The following is an 18,395-nucleotide window of genomic DNA, read 5'->3' as shown; positions in this document are numbered from 1 at the left end:
ATCAAACTGCTGGAGATCGAGCGGGTTCAAGCCGCTGGCGCTGGTCGGCGTGATATATTGAGTGCGCCTGGACATCCATGTTCAGTGACGTTCCTGGATCAGTCTGGAACGAGCGCAACAGGTATATCCCCGTTCGGCCTTTCCGTAGCGCTTGGGGAGTATCCAACCACCAGCGCGCCAGATTGCTCCTTGGTTGGCGGAATGAGCCAGCAGCTGCGGGCCGTGCGTCTTGGCCAAGGGCCAGGTCAGCCACCCGGCAGGCCTTTGAAGAAGCGCCGCGACATAAGCCGCATCTCCAGCATGCGATTGCGGCATCCGTGGGTCGCCGCCCCCTTCAGCCGTGCCGGCGCAGTCGGCATCGCGATTGCCGCCACGTCTGTCGCAATCGCCAAACACTTTGCCCCGCTACTGGGGAAGCGATGAAGAAGAAGGCCCACTCTTGAAAGGAGAGCGCGTAAATGAACGCTGATGATGTGAAGTCAATACCGATGATGGACCCGCTCGCGAACCAGCACACCGGTGGATCGAGTGCATCCAGACGCACCATCTACGTAGATCTTGATGGCGTAATGGCCGACTTCGACGCGGCATTTCCCGCCCTGTTTGGCCTGGACCACCGCGTGCTTGCCGATGATGAAATGTGGGGGCACATCAACAGCCACCCGTCATTCTTCCGCGACCTTCCGCCGATGCAAGGCGCAGTGGAGTTTTTCCACAGCATCCACCACTTGAACCCGGTGATTCTCACGGCCTGCCCGAAATCGAACTACCCACTCGCTGCCATGCAGAAGCGGCAGTGGGTCCGCGAGCACCTGTCAGCAACCTGCCTGGTGTTGCCTGTGCTCGGCGGCAGGCACAAGCCTCTTTTCATGCACCAGCCAGGCGATGTTCTGATCGACGATTTCGAAGCGAACTGTGATGCCTGGACAGCGGCCGGAGGTGTGGCGATCAGGCACGCCGGCGATTGGACTGCGACGCGTCACGCGCTTTCCCAGATTGAAGATCTGTCAGGGGCAGCGCTCGCGAAGGGCTGATGCCCTCTCTGCCGACCACGCTGGCACTTCCACAGACAGGCCGAGGCGCTGGCCCCTCGGCCCACAAGGCTGGCAGCCTGCTGTGCAGGCCCCGCCCTACTTCAACCGCTCCACCAACCGCTGCCCCACCTCCAGCGCCGACGCCGGGTTCTGCCCGGTAATCAGCTCGCGGTCCACCACCACATGCCCGGTCCACGGCGTGGTGTTGCTGCTGAACTTCGCACCCGCCCGCTGCAACGCCGTCTGCGGGTAGAACTTCATCTCGCCACCACCCAGCAGCGGCTTGGCCTGCTCTTCTTCCTGATTGCTGATCACCGTCATCTGGTAGCCGCTGTAGATCCACTTCGGCGTGGCCGGCATCGCACCCGCCTCCAGCGTCCTCGCGAAACCCGCAGCATCCGGCAACGTGGACAGCAGCGCGATCGGCCCGTGGCAGACCAGCGCGGTGGTCTTGTTGCGCTGGTGGAAGTCGGCCAGCAGCCGGCCCAGCGCCGGGCTCTTCAGCAGGTCCTGCATCGGCGCGTGGCCACCGGGAATGTAGACCGCATCGAAACGTGCGTAGCCCTGCTGCTCGATGCGCGCCAGGCTGACCACCGGCGAGGCCGTCGGCGAGGTCAGCGCCAGTTTCTCCAGCAAGTCCTTGTGCAGCGTCAGCTGTGCGGCATCGTTGCCGAAGTACGCCGGCGTCACCGAGGACGCATCCACCGTCGGCGCCCGCCCCTGCGGCGTGGCGAAGGTGACCTCGTGGCCCGCGTCCAGCAGCAGCTTGACCGGCTGCATCAGCTCGTTGAGATAGAAGCCGGTGGACAGCACCTTGCCGTCCTTCAGGTCCAGGTGGTTTTCGTCGGACAGCACCACCAGCACGTTGGCGGCATGCGCGCCGCTGGCGGCCAGGGTCAGGGCCAGCGCTGCGGCCAGCCGGGTCATCAGGTTCATGGGGTCGCTCCTATCGGGGAATGGCCGCCACTTTATTCATCGCCCCAGCGGCGATAAATTGGCGCCATCGCAAAACATCTGTTCCCCGGAGAGCCAAATGAGTCGCAAGTTCGACTACCTGGGCGATGTGGAGGTGTTCCTGGCGGTGGTCGAGCACGGCTCGTTCACTGCTGGCGCGGTGGCGCTGTCCACCACGCCCTCGGTGCTGAGCCGCGCGGTCACCCGCTTGGAAGCGCGGCTGGGCCGGCAGCTGCTGCAGCGGACCACCCGCCGCGTGGGCCTGACCGACGCCGGGCGGCTCTATCTGGAACAGGTGCGCACCGCCTTCAGCCTGCTGGACGACGCCGAGCGCGACGTACTGGCCCAGGACGGTGCGCTGGCCGGCCGCGTGCGCCTGAGCGTGCCCACCACCTATGGCCACTACCGGCTCCCGCCCGTGCTGGCGCGCTTTGCGCAGCAGTACCCGCAGGTGCAGGTGGAACTGAACATCACCAACCGCAACGTGGACCTGGTGGCCGAAGGCTTCGACCTGGCCATCCGCCTGGGCCAGCTGCCGGACAGCGGGCTGGTGGGGCGGAAGCTGGAAGACGCCCCGTTGCTGCTGGTGGCCGCGCCGGACTACCTGCAGCGCCGGGGTACGCCGCAGACGCTGGACGACCTGCAGCAGCACCTGTGCCTGCCCTTCGTGATGCCGCGCACCGGGCGGCTGGCGCCCTGGATCTTCCGCGACGGCGGGCGCGACGTGGACTGGCTGCCGCGCTCGTCCATCGAGACCTCCGACGATGTGCTGGGCGTGGTGTCGCTGGCCGAACAGGGCATCGGCATCTGCCAGAGCTATGCGTTCATTGTGCGCGAGCGGCTGCAGCGTGGGCAGCTGGTGGAAGTGCTGCCGCAGCTGCGAGGGCGGTCAAGACCGTTCTCGGTGATCTATGCGCCGCACCGGCGGCAGTCGGCGGCGGCCCGGGCGATGATTGAGTTGCTGGTGGGGAATGCGGCGGTGGTTGGGGATGGCATCGGCTAAGGATGCGATTCCTTCTTGCGGTGTCGGGTTTGAACCGATTTTCGGACCGCGCGGCAGATCAGGCGGCGTGGCCACCCGATGCGGACTAAGAACTGTTGCAAAGAAAGCCATCGCACTATTCGCTTGCGGCACGGGCGATTGCGCCACTTTGATTCGCAATAAGCAGAGCATCTGCACGAATGCGTCTTGTGACGTCGCGTGCTGCACGAATGGCGCGTGCAACAATAGTTCTTCGCTCTCGAATCACGCGATTTCTTCACGAATTTCAATTTGCATTCGAAGCGACCGCGTAAACACCATGACGCGCCACCGACAACGGGTGGCAACGGGTCTGCAAACCCGTTTGATGCACGCGCAAGTTGTTTACGCTTGCCCGTCGGCACCGTCCTTAACCGGTGCCGGCGGGCAATCCGTCGGCCTTTCTGGCGGGCGGTGCGTGGGAGTCTTCGGACTCACCGGCCAATAGCGCTGCATCAACCGGTTTGCAGCCACGCATCGTCCGCCACCCCGCTCACGCGGTGGCGCTGTTAAGCACAGCCAAGGAAACCGACGCCATGAACGACTCCGACACCTTCTCTTCGTACACCGTTGTTGAACCCATCAACGACGACACCCCACTGCCCGACCTGAACTCCTTGCTTGGCATCCTCAAGCGCATGCGCGGCTGCGAGGGCGCTGATGGGCTGCCCTGGCCGGAGAACGACGTTTCACCCGGCCGCCGCGTGAGCCTGGCGAGGACCGAGCGCGCGTTGGTGGGGCTGCTGACGGTGTTAGAGCTGCTGCACGCAGCGGACCGCTGCCGGGTGGCAGCGGAGCCGGAGCGGCATTTGGATGAGGGGGTTGTGGATGGGCTGTTTCTGGCTTGCCGTGGGCTGGCCGAGTGGGCTAATCGGGAAGTTCGGCCGGAGTGATATTTCAGAGCAAAAGCTATACCCCTCAATATCCTCTGCCGAACTTTCTACGCGATTCCAAAGGGTGACTGACAACTGCAGGCCCGTCCCAGAACAGTTTCGGCCTGGAATCAACCATCAAACCTCAGCCAAAATTCTATCCAAGTTATTAAGAACATGACTCACACTCCCAATACTCGCCACGTAATAATCCGGCGAGAAGAATGCCAAATCTGATCTGGATTCCACATCAAGCTCGTCAATTCGAGCCCGAAGAAGTCGAACAAAAACATCTCGATTATAGCTCATCAAAGAATCAGCCACCTCTTGGTTCATAAGGCCAAGATTAACAGCAACGGTCCACAGATACTGCCGCAACATTCCTTTACTAATTGGCATTTCAACACCCCCAAGATTAATACTAGTAAACAAACCGGAAACTCAGAAGCCTTATTTCGCAGCAAGAACTTCGCAACAAACCCCAACCAAAACAAAAGCTCTAGTCACCTATCTGAATCCCACTTTCCATAGCATATTTTACCTTTGGATCCGAAATTTCATAAACCACGGCCCCACCCTGTGCCTTATCACCCGTGTTTCGTATAAGCCCCATGTTTTCCATGGCGACCACATAATTATTAGTGGAGCCACCAGTTCCAGCCAAAGTACTCAATCGATCCTTCGTAAAGCGCGCCCCATCTAGCTTCTGAAGATGCTTAATGTACTTATAAACATCCATGGAATTAGATCTCGCATTTGACTTGCGGGGATAATACTCATAATAATTGAATTCCATCACAAATCGCCGGACGGCCGACAATATGGCTGTATCACCAATTTTTTCAGACGGGTCAATCTTGTACTGCTCCTGAAATGACTTATCCATGATATGCCAGAGATCACGAGGATTTCTATTGCACATATCGAATACAAGATTTTTCGATTCAATCGAAGCCTCATCAAGCAGCTCCAGCCCTACGGCCCCATCTGAGAATTTAGCAAGCCGCCTCTCAAGAACCTTCTCTAAGCTGGATCGATCCCATGTGAGTGATGTAAATGACAGCTTTTGAGTGCGAACACCCTCACGAATGTAATTGAACGGCGTACTCCAAGCAAACAGAACAGTATGGAATCTATTCGATGTAAGAATTTTATTGTCCGAAGCGAGCGGCCGAAGGAAATCAGCAATATCCTCCGCATCATTCTGGAATCGTGGATCCTCATCGATCTTATCAACAAATACATAAATCTTCTCAAATCCAGCCCTTACGGCCAGCGCACATATTTTCTCCAAATAGAAATATTGTCGCTGCCCCTGTTCGAATGACGTATCCACCTCTGCCGTGATGCGTCCAAAATACTCAGCACTCCCCGTTTCGATTGGAGGCAAGGAAGAAAAATGCTTGGTTAGTGCATCACTAACAGCCATTGTGGCCGCCTTCAGGCCATAATTGAGCACTACTCGGACTGAGTTGTAAGCGCCGATCAAGAACCTCTTAAACGGCCCATTCTGTATCCTCTTTAGCTTTTCAAGAAGCAGAGCCTTCGTACTCGCACCAAGGTACTCGTGGAGAAACATGGATAAATCAAGCCTGTCCTCCTTTGAAAGGGACCATAAACTTGACTGCCTTTTTGCATAACTCAAGAAGAAACTTGCCACAATTCGCTCAGTTATAAACCTATAGGCATCGTTCGGCTCGTAATTGATCTTGAGATCTGAGAACTCTTCAACTCTAACCAACAAATTTTTATCACTAGCCAACCGATCACCCAGATCAATACTAAGTGCCGTTTTTCCAGTCCCCCGCTCACCAACGACAATCGCGGACGTATTCTTTAGCCCTTCTAAAATAACGGAATGATTATCTGGAGGAAGATAAATTCCGTCAAAAAAATCCAGCTCTCCCTCAGAAGTAAATACTCCGAATGGATACTTTACAAAACCCAATCGCTTGTAATAGTCCTCAAATGTCATACCCCCCCCTTTTTTCGACAAGTAGTTTTACAACCCCTGGAATTATGCCCATCACAAATTGGACCTTCAACTTGCCGCTCATCTTGTCCGGCCAAGCGGCTAATCGCCAATTCGCATGTAGCGCAGCCCCCTTGGAAGCTATGTGATTGCACCGACCGACAAGCTGGCAGATACCATCCTGGCAGGTCGCTTCATAAGCAAACTACCATCGACTTGTATGCGCCGACCACCTCCCACGGCAAGCCGTCCACCTCCCGCCTCCGACACACATGCCACACCGGTAGATGCATCGCCCCCGTTGAGTTGAAACAGGAAAATGAGAAGCCCACAAACAACAAGGGCGCCTCTCGGCGCCCTCGTTCTTTCAACTCATTCCCACTCAATGGTCGCCGGCGGCTTCCCCGAGATGTCATAAACAACCCGCGACACCCCCCGCAACTCGTTGATGATCCGATTACTAACCGTCCCCAGGAACTCATACGGCAGATGCGCCCAATGCGCCGTCATGAAGTCGATCGTCTCCACGGCCCGCAGCGCAATCACCCACTCGTAAGCACGCGCGTCGCCCACCACGCCCACCGACTTCACCGGCAGGAACACGGCAAACGCCTGGCTGGTCTTGTCGTACAGATCCGCCTTGCGCAGCTCATCAATGAAGATGGCATCGGCCTTGGCAAGCAGCTCGGCGTATTCGCGCTTCACTTCACCCAGGATACGCACGCCCAGGCCCGGGCCCGGGAACGGATGGCGGTAGACCATGGTGCGCGGCAGGCCCAGCTCGACGCCCAGGCGGCGCACTTCATCCTTGAACAGCTCGCGCAGCGGCTCCACCAGGCCCAGCTTCATGTGCTCCGGCAGGCCGCCCACGTTGTGGTGGCTCTTGATCACATGCGCCTTGCCGGTCTTGCTGCCGGCCGACTCGATCACGTCCGGGTAGATGGTGCCCTGCGCCAGCCACTTGGCGTTCTTCAGCTTGCTCGATTCTTCGTCGAAGATCTCAACGAACAGGTTGCCGATGATCTTGCGCTTGGCTTCCGGGTCGCTTACGCCTTCCAGCGCAGCGAAGTAACGGTCGGCGGCATTCACGCGCACCACCTTCACGCCCATGTGCTCGGCGAACATCGCCATCACCTGGTCGCCTTCCTGCCAGCGCAGCAGGCCGGTATCCACGAACACGCAGGTCAGCTTCTCGCCGATGGCCTTGTGCAGCAGCGCCGCCACCACCGACGAATCGACGCCACCGGACAGGCCCAGGATCACTTCGTCATCGCCCACCTGCTCGCGCACGCGAGCGATCTGGTCGTCGATGATGTTGGCGGCGGTCCACAGGGTCTGGCAGCCGCACACGTCCACCACGAAGCGGCGCAGCAGCGCCTGGCCCTGCAGGGTGTGGGTCACTTCCGGGTGGAACTGCACGCCGTACCAGCGCTTTTCTTCATTGGCCATGGCGGCCACCGGAATGCGGTCGGTGGTGGCGGTGATGGTGAAGCCCGGCGGTGCAACGGAGACGTGGTCGCCGTGGCTCATCCAGACATTCAGCTTCGGCTCGCCGCCGTGGTCGCTCAGGCCCTTGAACAGTGCATCCGGGTTGATCACGTTCACTTCGGCGTGGCCGAATTCGCGCTGGTCCGCCGCTTCGGTGGCACCGCCCAGCTGCGCGGCCAGGGTCTGCATGCCGTAGCAGATGCCAAAGATCGGCAGGCCGCTGTCGAACACTTCCTGCGGTGCGGCCGGGGCACCCGGCAGCGTGGTCGATTCCGGGCCGCCGGACAGGATGATGCCCTTGGCGCCAAACGCCGCGATCTCGGCCGGGTTGTGGTCCCAGGCCCAGATTTCGCAGTAGACGCCCAGCTCGCGGATGCGGCGGGCGATCAGCTGCGTGTACTGCGCGCCGAAATCGAGGATGAGGATCTTGTCGTTATGGATGTTGGTCATGGTGCCGTTCCAGTGGTGTTTTTCGCAGCGCCCGGCGCTTCAAGGCTCTGTGTCAGCGTGGCGATGAACGCCTCGCGTTGTTGAATATGTGAGGGGTCTTCCTCGTCCCAGCGCAGCATCAGCAGGCCATGCGGTGCGTTGGGGTTGGCGCGGTCAGCGCGCGGCAGCTCGGCGATTTCCTGCACTTCGGTGCCAGGTACGAGGCGACGTTGCAGTGCGGCCATCGAGAAGCCCGAATCTGCAGCGCCCCAGGACGCCCATTGCACGCTCATCCGTGCGGGCTCCAGCGCGCCCAGTACTGGCGTCAGCACCGGATCATCCGGCCCGTGCAGCAGCTCGGTAATGCATTGCAGCGTGACCTGCAGCGGGCGCTCACCGCTGCCTTTCAGCAGCCAACGCTGCGCGCCAGCGGCCTGCACCTGCCAGCCCTTCGGTAGCGAGAACGCGTTCTGGCACGCCTGCACGTGCTGCACTTGCGAAACCGCCGCGCCCGGAGACCCGGAGCGCGGCGGCGGTTCGGACACCGAACAGCCTGCCATCAGCAGGCTGCCCGTAATCGCAAGAGCAGTTCGCAAGCGCATCAGGCGCGGTAGTTCGGCGGCTCTTTGGTGATGGTCACGTCGTGGACGTGGCTCTCACGCTGGCCGGCGCCGCTGATCTTCACGAACTTGGGCTTGCTGCGCATCTCGTCGATGGTGGCGCAGCCCACGTAGCCCATGGTGGCGCGCAGGCCACCCATCAGCTGGTGGATGATGCCGCCCACCGGGCCGCGGTACGGCACGCGGCCTTCGATGCCTTCCGGCACCAGCTTGTCGGCGGTGGCGGCGTCCTGGAAGTAGCGGTCCTTCGACCCCTTCTCCATGGCAGCCAGCGAACCCATGCCGCGGTAGCTCTTGTACGAACGGCCCTGGTACAGCTCGGTCTCGCCCGGCGATTCCTCGGTACCGGCCAGCAGGCCGCCGACCATGATGGTCGAGGCACCGGCGGCCAGCGCCTTGCCGATGTCGCCCGAGTAGCGGATGCCACCGTCGGCGATCAGCGGGATGCGGTCCTGCAGGGCTTCGGCCACCAGATCAATGGCAGTGACCTGCGGCACGCCGACGCCGGCAACGACGCGGGTGGTGCAGATCGAGCCCGGGCCGATGCCCACCTTCACTGCGTCCGCGCCACTGTCCAGCAGCGCTAGTGCGGCTTCGCCGGTGCAGATGTTGCCACCGATGACCTGCACGTTCGGGAAGTTCTTCTTGACCCAGCTGACGCGGTCCAGCACGCCCTGCGAGTGGCCGTGCGCGGTATCGACCACGATCACGTCCACGCCGGCGGCGACCAGCGCTTCCACGCGGCGATCGGTATCGCCACCCACGCCGACGGCAGCGCCGACCAGCAGGCGGGTCGACAGATCCTTGGCAGCATTGGGGAAGTCGGTGTTCTTCTGGATGTCCTTGACGGTGATCAGGCCACGCAGCTCGAACGAATCATTGACCACCAGCACCTTTTCGATGCGGTTGCGGTGCAGCAGCTGCAGCACTTCGTCGGACGCGGCGCCTTCCTTGACCGTGATCAGGCGATCCTTCTTGGTCATGATGTGGCGGACCGGATCGTCCAGCTCGGTCTCGAAGCGCATGTCGCGGTGGGTCACGATGCCGGCCAGCTGGCCGTCGCTGCCCACCACCGGCACGCCGGAGATGTTGTGCGCCTGGGTCAGGGCCAGCACGTCGCGGATGGTGGTTTCCGGACCGACGGTGATCGGGTCGCGGATGACACCGGCCTCGAACTTCTTGACCTTGGCCACTTCCGCGGCCTGCTGTTCCAGGCTGAGATTCTTGTGGATGATGCCCATGCCGCCGAGCTGGGCCATGGCGATGGCCAGGCGGGCTTCGGTGACGGTGTCCATCGCGGCGGACAGGATCGGAAGCTTGAGCTTCAGGTCTCGGGTCAACCGCGTTTCGAGGTTGACGTCCTTGGGCAGGATGGTCGAGTGGGCGGGGACGAGCGAGACGTCGTCGTAAGTGAGTGCTTCAGCCTGGATGCGCAGCATCGGCATACCCGAGATGTGGGGAAGCGCGACATTTTACCCTGTTTTCGCGCCGCGTGGCAGGGGGTAGATGCGACGCAGTGTCGCGCGGGCGGTGATCGGTTCAGGAGGGTTTAGAACCTGCCTCGGTGGGTGCGGACCGTTGGTCCGCACTGCCTTCATACACCTGTGCACCGGCATTGTGCCGACCAACGGTCGGTACCCACCTTGAGAGGATCACCCGAGCCAGCCCTGAAGCGCCTTTGGTGGGTGCGGACCGTTGGTCCGCACTGCCTTCATATACCTGTGCACCGGCATTGCGCCGACCAACGGTCGGCACCCACCTTGAGAGGATCACCCGAGCCAGCCCTGAAGCGCCTTTGGTGGGTGCGGACCGTTGGTCCGCACTGCCTTCATATACCTGTGCACCGGCATTGCGCCGACCAACGGTCGGCACCCACCTTGAGAGGATCACCCGAGCCAGCCCTGAAGCGCCTTTGGTGGGTGCGGACCGTTGGTCCGCACTGCCTTCATATACCTGTGCACCGGCATTGTGCCGACCAACGGTCGGCACCCACCTTGAGAGGATCACCCGAGCCAGCCCTGAAGCGCCTTTGGTGGGTGCGGACCGTTGGTCCGCACTATCCCTCAGGCACCTGAGAACAGCCCCAGGTGAGGTCAGCTCAGCGCTTCCGCCGCTTCCAGGGTGTTCTGCATCAACGTGGCCACGGTCATCGGGCCCACACCACCCGGCACCGGGGTGATCCAGCTGGCCCGCTGGGCGGCGGCCTCAAACCCGACATCGCCCACCAACCGGCCGTCATCCAAGCGGTTGATGCCCACGTCGATCACCACCGCGCCCGGCTTCACCCACTCGCCCGGCACGATGCCCGGGCGGCCCACCGCCACCACCAGGATGTCGGCATTGCGCACGGCCTGTTCCAGCACGTCCTTGGGGGTGAACTTGTGGCAGCTTGTGACGGTGCAGCCGGCGATCAGCAGCTCCAGGCCCATCGGGCGGCCGACGTGGTTGCTCACGCCCACGATGGTGGCGTTGCGGCCGCGCACCGGCTGGTCGGTGTGGCCCAGCAGCGTGGTGATGCCGCGCGGGGTGCACGGGCGCAGGCCGAACTCGCGCAGGGCCAGGTGGCCGACGTTTTCCGGGTGGAAGCCGTCCACGTCCTTGCGCGGGTCGATGCGCTGGATCAGCCGGCGCGCGTCGGGGATGCCCGGCAGCGGCAGCTGGATCAGGATGCCGTTGATCTTCGGATCGGCGTTGAGCTGGTCGATCAGGTCGAGCAGCTCGGCCTCGGTGGTACCGGCCGGCAGATCGTAGTCATGTGCTTCGATGCCGACCTTCTCGGCGGCACGGCGCTTGTTGCGCACGTACACCGTCGAGGCCGGGTCGCCACCCACCAGCACCACGGCCAGGCCCGGGCGGCTGCCACCGGCGGCCATGCGGGCGTCGACGCGCACCTTCAGGCTGTCGAGCAGGTCCTCGGCGATGCGGCGGCCATCAAGGATGCGGGCAGGATGCTGGGGGGCGGAATCGTTCATCGGGGGCAGGCGTGGGGCGGCGGGGACGCTATTGTCCCTGATTCAGGCCCCCTCGCCCACCGCCGTGCGCCGACTCCGCGCACCGGTAGTGCCGGCCGCTGGCCGGCAACCTCATGACGTCGGAACGTTCGCGCATCTGCCGGCCAGCGGCTGGCATTACCAACCGCCGGCTTCGGCAATTCCCCACACGGTAGTGCCGGCCGCTGGCCGGCACCCTCATGTCGTCGGAACGTTTGCACATTTGCCGGCCAGCGGCCGGCACTACCGGGCTTTATTCTTCCTCTTCCGGCACGTCCTGCGGGTTCAACGTCTTGCTTGCCCGCTTCGGCGCGGTGAACGGCGTCGGCGTCGGCACGCCCTGGCCGGAGTTGCCGAACACCATCTTCGCGCCGGCATTCAGACCACCACCGGCAATCTCCAGCTCGAAGCGCTCGGCGTCGCGCCGACGGATCTGCTCGGCAATTTCGATCGCATCGTCCTCGTCCGCACCCAGTTCCACCAGCGCGGCCTGGCCGAACAGCACCGCCGATTCAAACGTCTCGCGGATCTGGAAATCAACACCGGCATGGATCAACCGCAGCGAATGCTCGCGGTCGAACGAGCGCACCATCAGCTTTGCCTGCGGGAACTCGTGCGACACCAGCTCAACAATGCGGTCAGCCGCCTCGGCCTTGTCCACGCACACCGCAATCGCACGTGCGGTGGCCGCGCCCGAGGCATGCAGCACGTCCAGTCGCGTACCGTCGCCGTAGTAGATCTTGAAACCGAAGCGCGCCGCGCTCTGGATCATCTCCACATCGTTGTCGATGATGGTCACGTCCACGTCGCGCGCCAGCAGCGACTGGCTGGCGACCTGGCCGAAGCGGCCGAAGCCGATCAGCAGCACGCTGCCGGACAGGCCATCGGCCTCGTCCACGCCATCCATGTTCACCGTCGGCTTCGGCGCGATGCGCTTGTAGAGCAGCACCACCAGCGGGGTCAGCGCCATCGACAGCACCACCACGGCAGTGAAGTTGGCATTGATCTCCAGGTTGATCACGCCGGCCGATGCGGCGGCGGAGAACAGCACGAAGGCGAATTCGCCGCCCTGCGCCATCAGCACGCCACGGTCCAGCGCCTGCGCGTGGTCGCTGCCCATGATGCGTGCGACCACGTAGATGCACAGCGCCTTGGCCGCCATCAACGCCAGCACCAGGCCCAGGATCAGCTGCCAGTTGCCCGCCACCACGCCCAGGTCCAGCGCCATGCCCACGCTGAGGAAGAACAGGCCCAGCAGGATGCCGCGGAACGGCTCGATGTCCGCTTCGATCTGGTGGCGGAAGGTCGACTCGCTCAGCAGCACGCCGGCCAGGAACGCGCCCATCGCCATCGACAGGCCCGACAGCTGCATCAGCAGCGCCGCGCCCAGCACCACCAGCAGCGCGGCGGCGGTCATCACCTCGCGCGCCTTCGATTCGGCCAGCACGCGGAACAGCGGGTTGAGCAGGAAGCGGCCGACCAGCACCAGGCCGACGATGGCACCCACGCCGATCGCCACCGACAGCCAGCGCGAACCCTCGCCATCGGCACTGCCCGCACTGGGGCCCATCCAGGCCACCAGCGCCAGCAACGGCACGATCAGTAGATCTTCGAACAGCAGGATGGAGACGATCTTCTGCCCCGACGGCAGCGCAATGTCGCCGCGCTCGGCCAACAGCTGCATCACTACTGCGGTGGACGTGAGTACGAAACCGGTGGCACCGATGAAGGCCACCTGCCACGGCAGGCCGAACAGCTTGGCGATGCTGGTCAGCACCAGCGCGCAGGTGACGATCTGCAGCGTGCCCAGCCCGAAGATTTCCTTGCGCAGGCTCCACAGGTGCGAGGGCCGCATTTCCAGGCCGATCACGAACAGGAACATCACCACGCCGAGCTCGGCGGTATGCAGGATCGCCTGCGGGTCGGAGAACCAGCCCAGCCCGAACGGTCCGATCGCCAGGCCAGCGGCGAAGTAGCCCAGCACCGAGCCCAGGCCGGCCCGGCGGAACAAAGGCACCATCACCACCGCCGCGCCCAACAGGGCCACGACCTTGACCAGCTCGCTGGTCGCTGCTTCTACCGCCATGCGGTGTGTTCCCCAAGATCCAGAATCGGGTTCAACAATAGAGCAATGCCGATGACGGCAATAGCACGCATGTTGCGCCGGATTGTCTTGGAAGTGGAACGATGCAGGGAGTGACTCCCAGCATCATCCCGAAACCATGCACATGCTTGGGTGGGCGCCATGACCTGTAGAGCCGAGCCCACGCTCGGCTGCTCTTCGTGCCGAGGCCAGAAGCAGCCGAGCATGGGCTCGGCTCTACAGTAGATCCACGCCATGCGTGGATGACGCACAGCCGCCGCGCCCCGGTAGATCCACGCCATGCGTGGATGAATCCCCGGCCAGCTTCACCCACCCCGGCAGAACGCGGCGTAATCGATATATCCCGGGAACGGCATACCCGGCGCGCACACCGGGCAGTGCGGGTCCGGCCGGATGCCGGTCTCGCGGAAGCGCATGCCCAGCGCATCGAAGCGCAGCAGGCGGCCCACCAGCGGCTCGCCGATGCCCAGCAGCAGCTTCAGCACCTCGGTGGCCTGCAGCACGCCGGCCAGGCCAGGCAGCACGCCCAGCACACCGGCCTCGGAACAGTTCGGCGCAAACTCCGGCGGCGGCGGTTCCGGGAACAGGCAGCGGTAGCACGGCGCCACGCCGCGCTGGCGGCCGGCGTCAAACACGCTTACCTGGCCGTCGAAGCGCTCGATGGCGGCATACACCAGCGGTTTGGCGTGCTTGATGCAGGCGTCGTTGAGCAGGTAGCGCAGCGGGAAGTTGTCCGAGCCATCCAGCACAACGTCCACGCCCGCGAGCAGCGCATCCACGTTCTCAGAGGTCACCCGCTCCGGCACCGCCTCGACCTCGATGGAGGGATTCAGCGCCAGCAGGCGCTCGCGAGCGGAATCGACCTTGAGCTGGCCGACGCTGGCCTCGGTGTGCACGATCTGCCGGTGAAGGTTGCTGCGCTCCACGCGGTCGTGGTCGGCGAGGCGCAGGTGCCCTACCCCAGCCGCTGCCAGGTAGAAACCAGCCGGTGCGCCCAGCCCGCCCGCGCCCAGTACCAGCACGCGCGCTTGCTGCAGCCGGCGCTGGCCGGCTTCGCCCACCTGCGGCAGCAGCAGGTGCCGCGAATAGCGATCAAAGAAGTCGCGGTCGGCGGCGCTGGCCAGCGGCTGCACCAAGGGCAGCGACTGCTCGCGCCAGGCCACGGTACCGCCCGTCACGGAAGCGACGTTTGTGTAGCCGGCCTCCAGCAGGAACTGCACGGCATCGGCCGAGCGCTTGCCGCTCTGGCAGATCAGCAGGATCTCCTGGTCGCGCCGCGGCAGATGCGCGGCCGGGTCGGCATGCAGCTCGCCCTTGGCCACGCCGCGCGCGCCCTCGGCCATCCCGCCGGCCCGTTCATGCGCCTCGCGCACATCGATCAGCACGGCGCCGTGGGCCAGGCGCTCGCACGCCTGCGCGGGGGAAAGCTCTTGGATGCTCATGGCCGCATTATCGCGCACGCGGCGGCAAGCCGCCTTGACCGATACCTGCAAACATGGGGTAGTGCCGGCCGCTGGCCGGCATGGCCATGAACGCACCGGACGACCCGAGGTTGCCGGCCAGCGGCCGGCACTACCGGTAGGGGCGCGAACAAAAAAGGCGGCCCTGCGGCCGCCTTTTTCGTGAATCACTTGCCCTTGACGTGCTTCATCAAGCGCCGCTTGGCCTTGACCTGCCGCTCGGTGAGGACGTTCTTCTTGCCCTCGTACGGGTTGGTACCCTCGCGGAAGATGAAGCTCACCGGCGTGCCGATCAGCTTGAAGCGCTTGCGGAAGAAGTTCTCCAGGTAGCGCTTGTACGACTCCTGCAGTTCCTTCAGGCGCGTACCGTGCACGATGAAGGTCGGCGGGTTGGAACCGGCCGGGTGCACGTAGCGCAGCTTGGAGACGTGGCCGCGAATGGTCGGCGGCGGGTTGGTCTCGTAGGCCACTTCCAGCGCCTTGTTCACTTCGCTGGTGGTGAAGGTCTTGTTCGCCGATTCGTGCGCACGATGCACCGCACGGAACAGCTCACGCAGGCCCGAGCCATGCTTGGCCGAGATGCGCACCGATTCGGCCCACGGCACGAAGCCCAGCTTCAGCGACAGCATGGTTTCCGCCTGCTCGCGCTGGTACTCGGTCAGGCCATCCCACTTGTTGATGGCGATCACCAGCGCGCGGCCGGCGTCGAGCACGGCACCGAGCACGGTGGCGTCCTGGTCGGTCACGCCTTCGGTGGCGTCGAGCATCAGCACGGCCACCTGGCACTGCTCGATCGACTGCATGGTCTTGACCACCGAGAACTTCTCGACGACCTCATCCACGCGCGAACGACGGCGCAGGCCGGCGGTGTCGATCAGGCGGTACTCACGGCCGTCGCGCTCCAGGTCCACCGCGATCGAGTCGCGGGTGGTACCCGGCACGTCGGAGGCGATCATGCGCTCCTCGCCGAGGATGCGATTGACCAGGGTCGACTTGCCCACGTTCGGGCGGCCGACAAAGGCGATGCGGATGCGGTTCGGGTCGTTGTCCAGCTCTTCGCCGCTGCCTTCTTCCGGCAGGCGCTGGATCACTTCGTCCAGCAGGTCGTCCAGACCCTGGCGATGCGCAGCCGAGACGGTCAGCATCTCGCCGAAGCCATAACGGGCGAACTCGGAACGCACGCTGTCCTCGTCGGTGCCGTCGATCTTGTTGATCAGCAGCAGCGTCGGGCGCGACAGCTTGCGCAGCCAGGCCAGGATCTCGTCGTCCAGCGCCGAGGTGCCCTCGCGGGCATCGACGACGAACAGGATCAGGTCGGCTTCGGCCGCGGCCGCACGGGCCTGGCGCGTGGTGGCGCCGGCCAGGCCTTCGTCTTCCCCGGCGATACCACCGGTATCCACGACGAGGAAATGGTTGTCCTCGTCGAGGCGGCAGACACCGTAGTTGCGGTCGCGGGTGACGCCGGGCTGGTCATGGACCAGCGCGTCACGGGTGCGCGTAAGCGCATTGAAAATAGTCGACTTGCCGACATTCGGCCGTCCAACCAGGGCGACCAGAGGCAGCATCGCGATTACTCCAATTTTTTAGTTTGCCAACCGGAAGGCGGTCAGCTTGCCATCCACGTTCTGCACCAGCAGCACCCCGTCGACGACGACCGGCTGGGCCAGCAGGGCGTCGCCGCCACTTTTTGCCCGTGCCGCCATCGCACCATCGGAGGCCTGCAACCAGTGCACGTATCCCTTGTAGTCACCGACCACGACGTAGTCGCCGTGCAGTGCCGGGCCGGTCAGGGAGCGACGGGCCAGTGCCGTCTGCGACCACATGGCTGCGCCGCTGGCCTTGTCCAGACCGAACACGCCGCCCTTGTTGTCGGTCACGAACACATTGCCGGACGATACCGCCACGCCACCTGCGCCGCCATGGTCGCGCGCCCACAGCGGGCGACCGGTCGGGCCTTCGATGGCCATGGTCTGGTTCTTGAAGCTGCTCACGTACAGGGTGTTGCCGTCGAGCACCGGTGCGCCGTCGACGTCCGCCATGCGCTCCAGCTCGGTGCGGCCTTCGCCGTTGCCGAGGTTCTGTTCCCACAGCGTGCGGCCATCCTGCTGGGCCAGGGCCGCAACCGCGCCCTCGTCCTTGCCGATGAACAACACGCCCGGGCCGGTCACCACCGGCGCGTTGCCGCGCACGGTCAGCGCCGGCAGCTCGCTCGGGTTGAACCACTTCTGGGTGCCGTTGCCGACATCGAAGGCGGTCACACGACCGTCGTTGCTGCGCACGTAGACCATGCCCTGGGCAACGGCCGGCGCGGCGATGACTTCACCCGGAACACGGGCGCGCCACTTCTCGCTGCCGTCGTTGATGTCCAGAGCGATGACCTGGCCATCCAGCGTGCCGATCACGACCAGGTTCTCACCGACACCCGGGCCGCCGGACAGGCGCAGCTTGGCCTTCTTCTTTTCCTTCTTCGGCTCCCAGGTCCAGACCTTCTTGCCGGTCTGCAGGTCGATGGCGTGCACGCCACCGGTGATCGCCGCAGCGAACACGTGGCCGTTGGCCACCGCCGGGCCCTGGCGCACACCGATGCGACGCTCGCCCTTGCCGAGGTTGACTGACCAGATCTTGCTGACCTTCACGGTCGGCTCGAACTTGACCAGCTCAGCCGGTTCCTGTGCCTTCTTCGCCGCCGCGTCCTTGCCAGCGAACCAGCCCTTCATGGTGCCGCAGCCGGTCAGGGCCATGCCCATCAGGAGCACGGTGGCGACGCGGGTGATCATGACCTTCTGACTCATCAAACCGACTCCGCAGGGGCGGCAACGGTGCCGCCGGCGTCCATAACCTTGGTTTCCAGCAGGCGCCGCTGCGGCGCTGCCACGTCCAGCGTCTTCAGCGCCTTCTCGTACTGTACGCGGGCGTCGTCACGCTTGCCCTGCGCCATCAGCGCATCGCCATGGATTTCCAGGCTGCTGCTGTCGGTGGCGCTGCCCAGCAGCTTGATGGCCTCGTCGCTCTTGCCGGTGGCCACCAGCAGGCGGGCCACACGCTGGTCGACCACGCGCTGCAGGTCGCCTTCGACCTTCACGTTGCGCAGGGTGGCCAGTGCCTCTTCGTTCTTGCCGGCGTCGACCTGGGCCTTGGCCAGCTGCAGCGCCGCGAGGTCGCCGTAGATGCTGGACGGGCCGGCTTCGAGCGCCTTGACCGCCTTGGCGGCGTCGTCAAGCTTGTTCTGCTGCAGGCCCTGCAGGGCCTTCTGGTACTCGACATTGGCCGAGGCCAGCTTGCTGCCCTGCTCCTTCTGGTACCACTGCCAGCCGGCAATGGCACCGATGGCGATGACTACGCCACCGAGGATGCTGGCGCCATTCTTCCGCAGCCAGCTGCGGACGCGTTCACTTTGTTCGTGCTCGTCGAGCAGATCGTCGATCGCCATGCGTACTCTCGCCCCGCCCGT

At 63.7% G+C, this 18,395-nt stretch carries 14 protein-coding genes; 3 read left to right on the top strand and 11 right to left on the bottom strand.

The window, feature by feature from the left end; genetic code table 11:
* The first annotated feature begins 458 nt into the window (after window positions 1–458).
* On the top strand, window positions 459–1,034 hold the full coding sequence (locus PEM_RS06915) for a hypothetical protein (protein WP_111129070.1): 576 nt from the start codon (window positions 459–461) through the stop codon (window positions 1,032–1,034).
* A 96-nt stretch (window positions 1,035–1,130) separates the two neighbouring features.
* On the opposite strand, the gene PEM_RS06910 is transcribed toward PEM_RS06915, so the two are convergent.
* Window positions 1,131–1,970 (bottom strand): type 1 glutamine amidotransferase domain-containing protein, encoded by an 840-nt coding sequence (locus PEM_RS06910; RefSeq protein ID WP_111129072.1) that lies wholly within the window; start codon window positions 1,968–1,970, stop codon window positions 1,131–1,133.
* A gap of 97 nt (window positions 1,971–2,067) precedes the next feature.
* Here PEM_RS06910 and PEM_RS06905 point away from each other — a divergent pair, with 97 nt between their 5' ends.
* Together PEM_RS06905 and PEM_RS06900 are read left to right on the top strand one after the other, a co-directional pair.
* Window positions 2,068–2,991, top strand: a complete 924-nt coding sequence (locus tag PEM_RS06905; RefSeq protein ID WP_111129073.1) for a LysR family transcriptional regulator — start codon at window positions 2,068–2,070, stop codon at window positions 2,989–2,991.
* 554 nt (window positions 2,992–3,545) lie between these two features.
* Window positions 3,546–3,902, top strand: a complete 357-nt coding sequence (locus tag PEM_RS06900) for a hypothetical protein (RefSeq protein ID WP_111129075.1) — start codon at window positions 3,546–3,548, stop codon at window positions 3,900–3,902.
* Between the two features lie 478 nt (window positions 3,903–4,380).
* Here PEM_RS06900 and PEM_RS20245 read toward each other — a convergent pair whose 3' ends face one another.
* The 10 genes from PEM_RS20245 to PEM_RS06845 all read right to left on the bottom strand — a co-directional run bounded on the left by PEM_RS20245 (window position 4,381) and on the right by PEM_RS06845 (window position 18,374).
* Window positions 4,381–5,856 carry a hypothetical protein gene (locus tag PEM_RS20245; RefSeq protein WP_146256619.1) on the bottom strand — a complete coding sequence of 492 codons (1,476 nt, stop codon included), beginning with the start codon at window positions 5,854–5,856 and terminating at the stop codon, window positions 4,381–4,383.
* Window positions 5,857–6,225: 369 nt separating this feature from the next.
* Window positions 6,226–7,791: a glutamine-hydrolyzing GMP synthase gene (gene guaA / locus PEM_RS06890; protein ID WP_019661318.1), complete on the bottom strand. Its 1,566-nt coding sequence runs from the start codon at window positions 7,789–7,791 to the stop codon at window positions 6,226–6,228.
* The gene (locus tag PEM_RS06885) at window positions 7,788–8,255 is read right to left on the bottom strand and encodes a hypothetical protein (protein WP_240431593.1); all 468 of its coding nucleotides are present in this window, start codon (window positions 8,253–8,255) and stop codon (window positions 7,788–7,790) included. The genes guaA and PEM_RS06885 overlap by 4 nt, the downstream gene beginning before the upstream one ends.
* Window positions 8,256–8,371: 116 nt before the next feature.
* Entirely contained in the window at window positions 8,372–9,829 is a 1,458-nt protein-coding gene (gene guaB / locus PEM_RS06880; protein WP_032958143.1) for an IMP dehydrogenase, read from the bottom strand.
* A 654-nt stretch (window positions 9,830–10,483) separates the two neighbouring features.
* Window positions 10,484–11,362 (bottom strand): bifunctional methylenetetrahydrofolate dehydrogenase/methenyltetrahydrofolate cyclohydrolase FolD, encoded by an 879-nt coding sequence (gene folD / locus PEM_RS06875; protein WP_111187543.1) that lies wholly within the window; start codon window positions 11,360–11,362, stop codon window positions 10,484–10,486.
* A gap of 271 nt (window positions 11,363–11,633) precedes the next feature.
* Window positions 11,634–13,466, bottom strand: coding sequence for a monovalent cation:proton antiporter-2 (CPA2) family protein (locus PEM_RS06870; protein ID WP_065185161.1), 1,833 nt, complete (start codon window positions 13,464–13,466; stop codon window positions 11,634–11,636).
* A 323-nt stretch (window positions 13,467–13,789) separates the two neighbouring features.
* Complete coding sequence (gene moeB, locus PEM_RS06865; RefSeq protein ID WP_111129442.1) at window positions 13,790–14,926, bottom strand: molybdopterin-synthase adenylyltransferase MoeB; 1,137 nt, start codon at window positions 14,924–14,926, stop codon at window positions 13,790–13,792.
* A 185-nt stretch (window positions 14,927–15,111) separates the two neighbouring features.
* The gene (gene der / locus PEM_RS06855) at window positions 15,112–16,509 is read right to left on the bottom strand and encodes a ribosome biogenesis GTPase Der (protein ID WP_005413118.1); all 1,398 of its coding nucleotides are present in this window, start codon (window positions 16,507–16,509) and stop codon (window positions 15,112–15,114) included.
* Window positions 16,510–16,527: 18 nt separating this feature from the next.
* Window positions 16,528–17,736: an outer membrane protein assembly factor BamB gene (gene bamB, locus PEM_RS06850; RefSeq protein ID WP_005416243.1), complete on the bottom strand. Its 1,209-nt coding sequence runs from the start codon at window positions 17,734–17,736 to the stop codon at window positions 16,528–16,530.
* Window positions 17,736–18,374: a tetratricopeptide repeat protein gene (locus PEM_RS06845; RefSeq protein ID WP_014036903.1), complete on the bottom strand. Its 639-nt coding sequence runs from the start codon at window positions 18,372–18,374 to the stop codon at window positions 17,736–17,738. Before PEM_RS06845 ends, bamB begins: the two co-directional genes overlap by 1 nt.
* Window positions 18,375–18,395 lie beyond the last annotated feature (21 nt).

Source organism: Stenotrophomonas sp. Pemsol, assembly GCF_003586545.1.
Taxonomy (GTDB): domain Bacteria; phylum Pseudomonadota; class Gammaproteobacteria; order Xanthomonadales; family Xanthomonadaceae; genus Stenotrophomonas; species Stenotrophomonas sepilia.
This window is presented reverse-complemented; position numbering and strand designations above follow the sequence as displayed.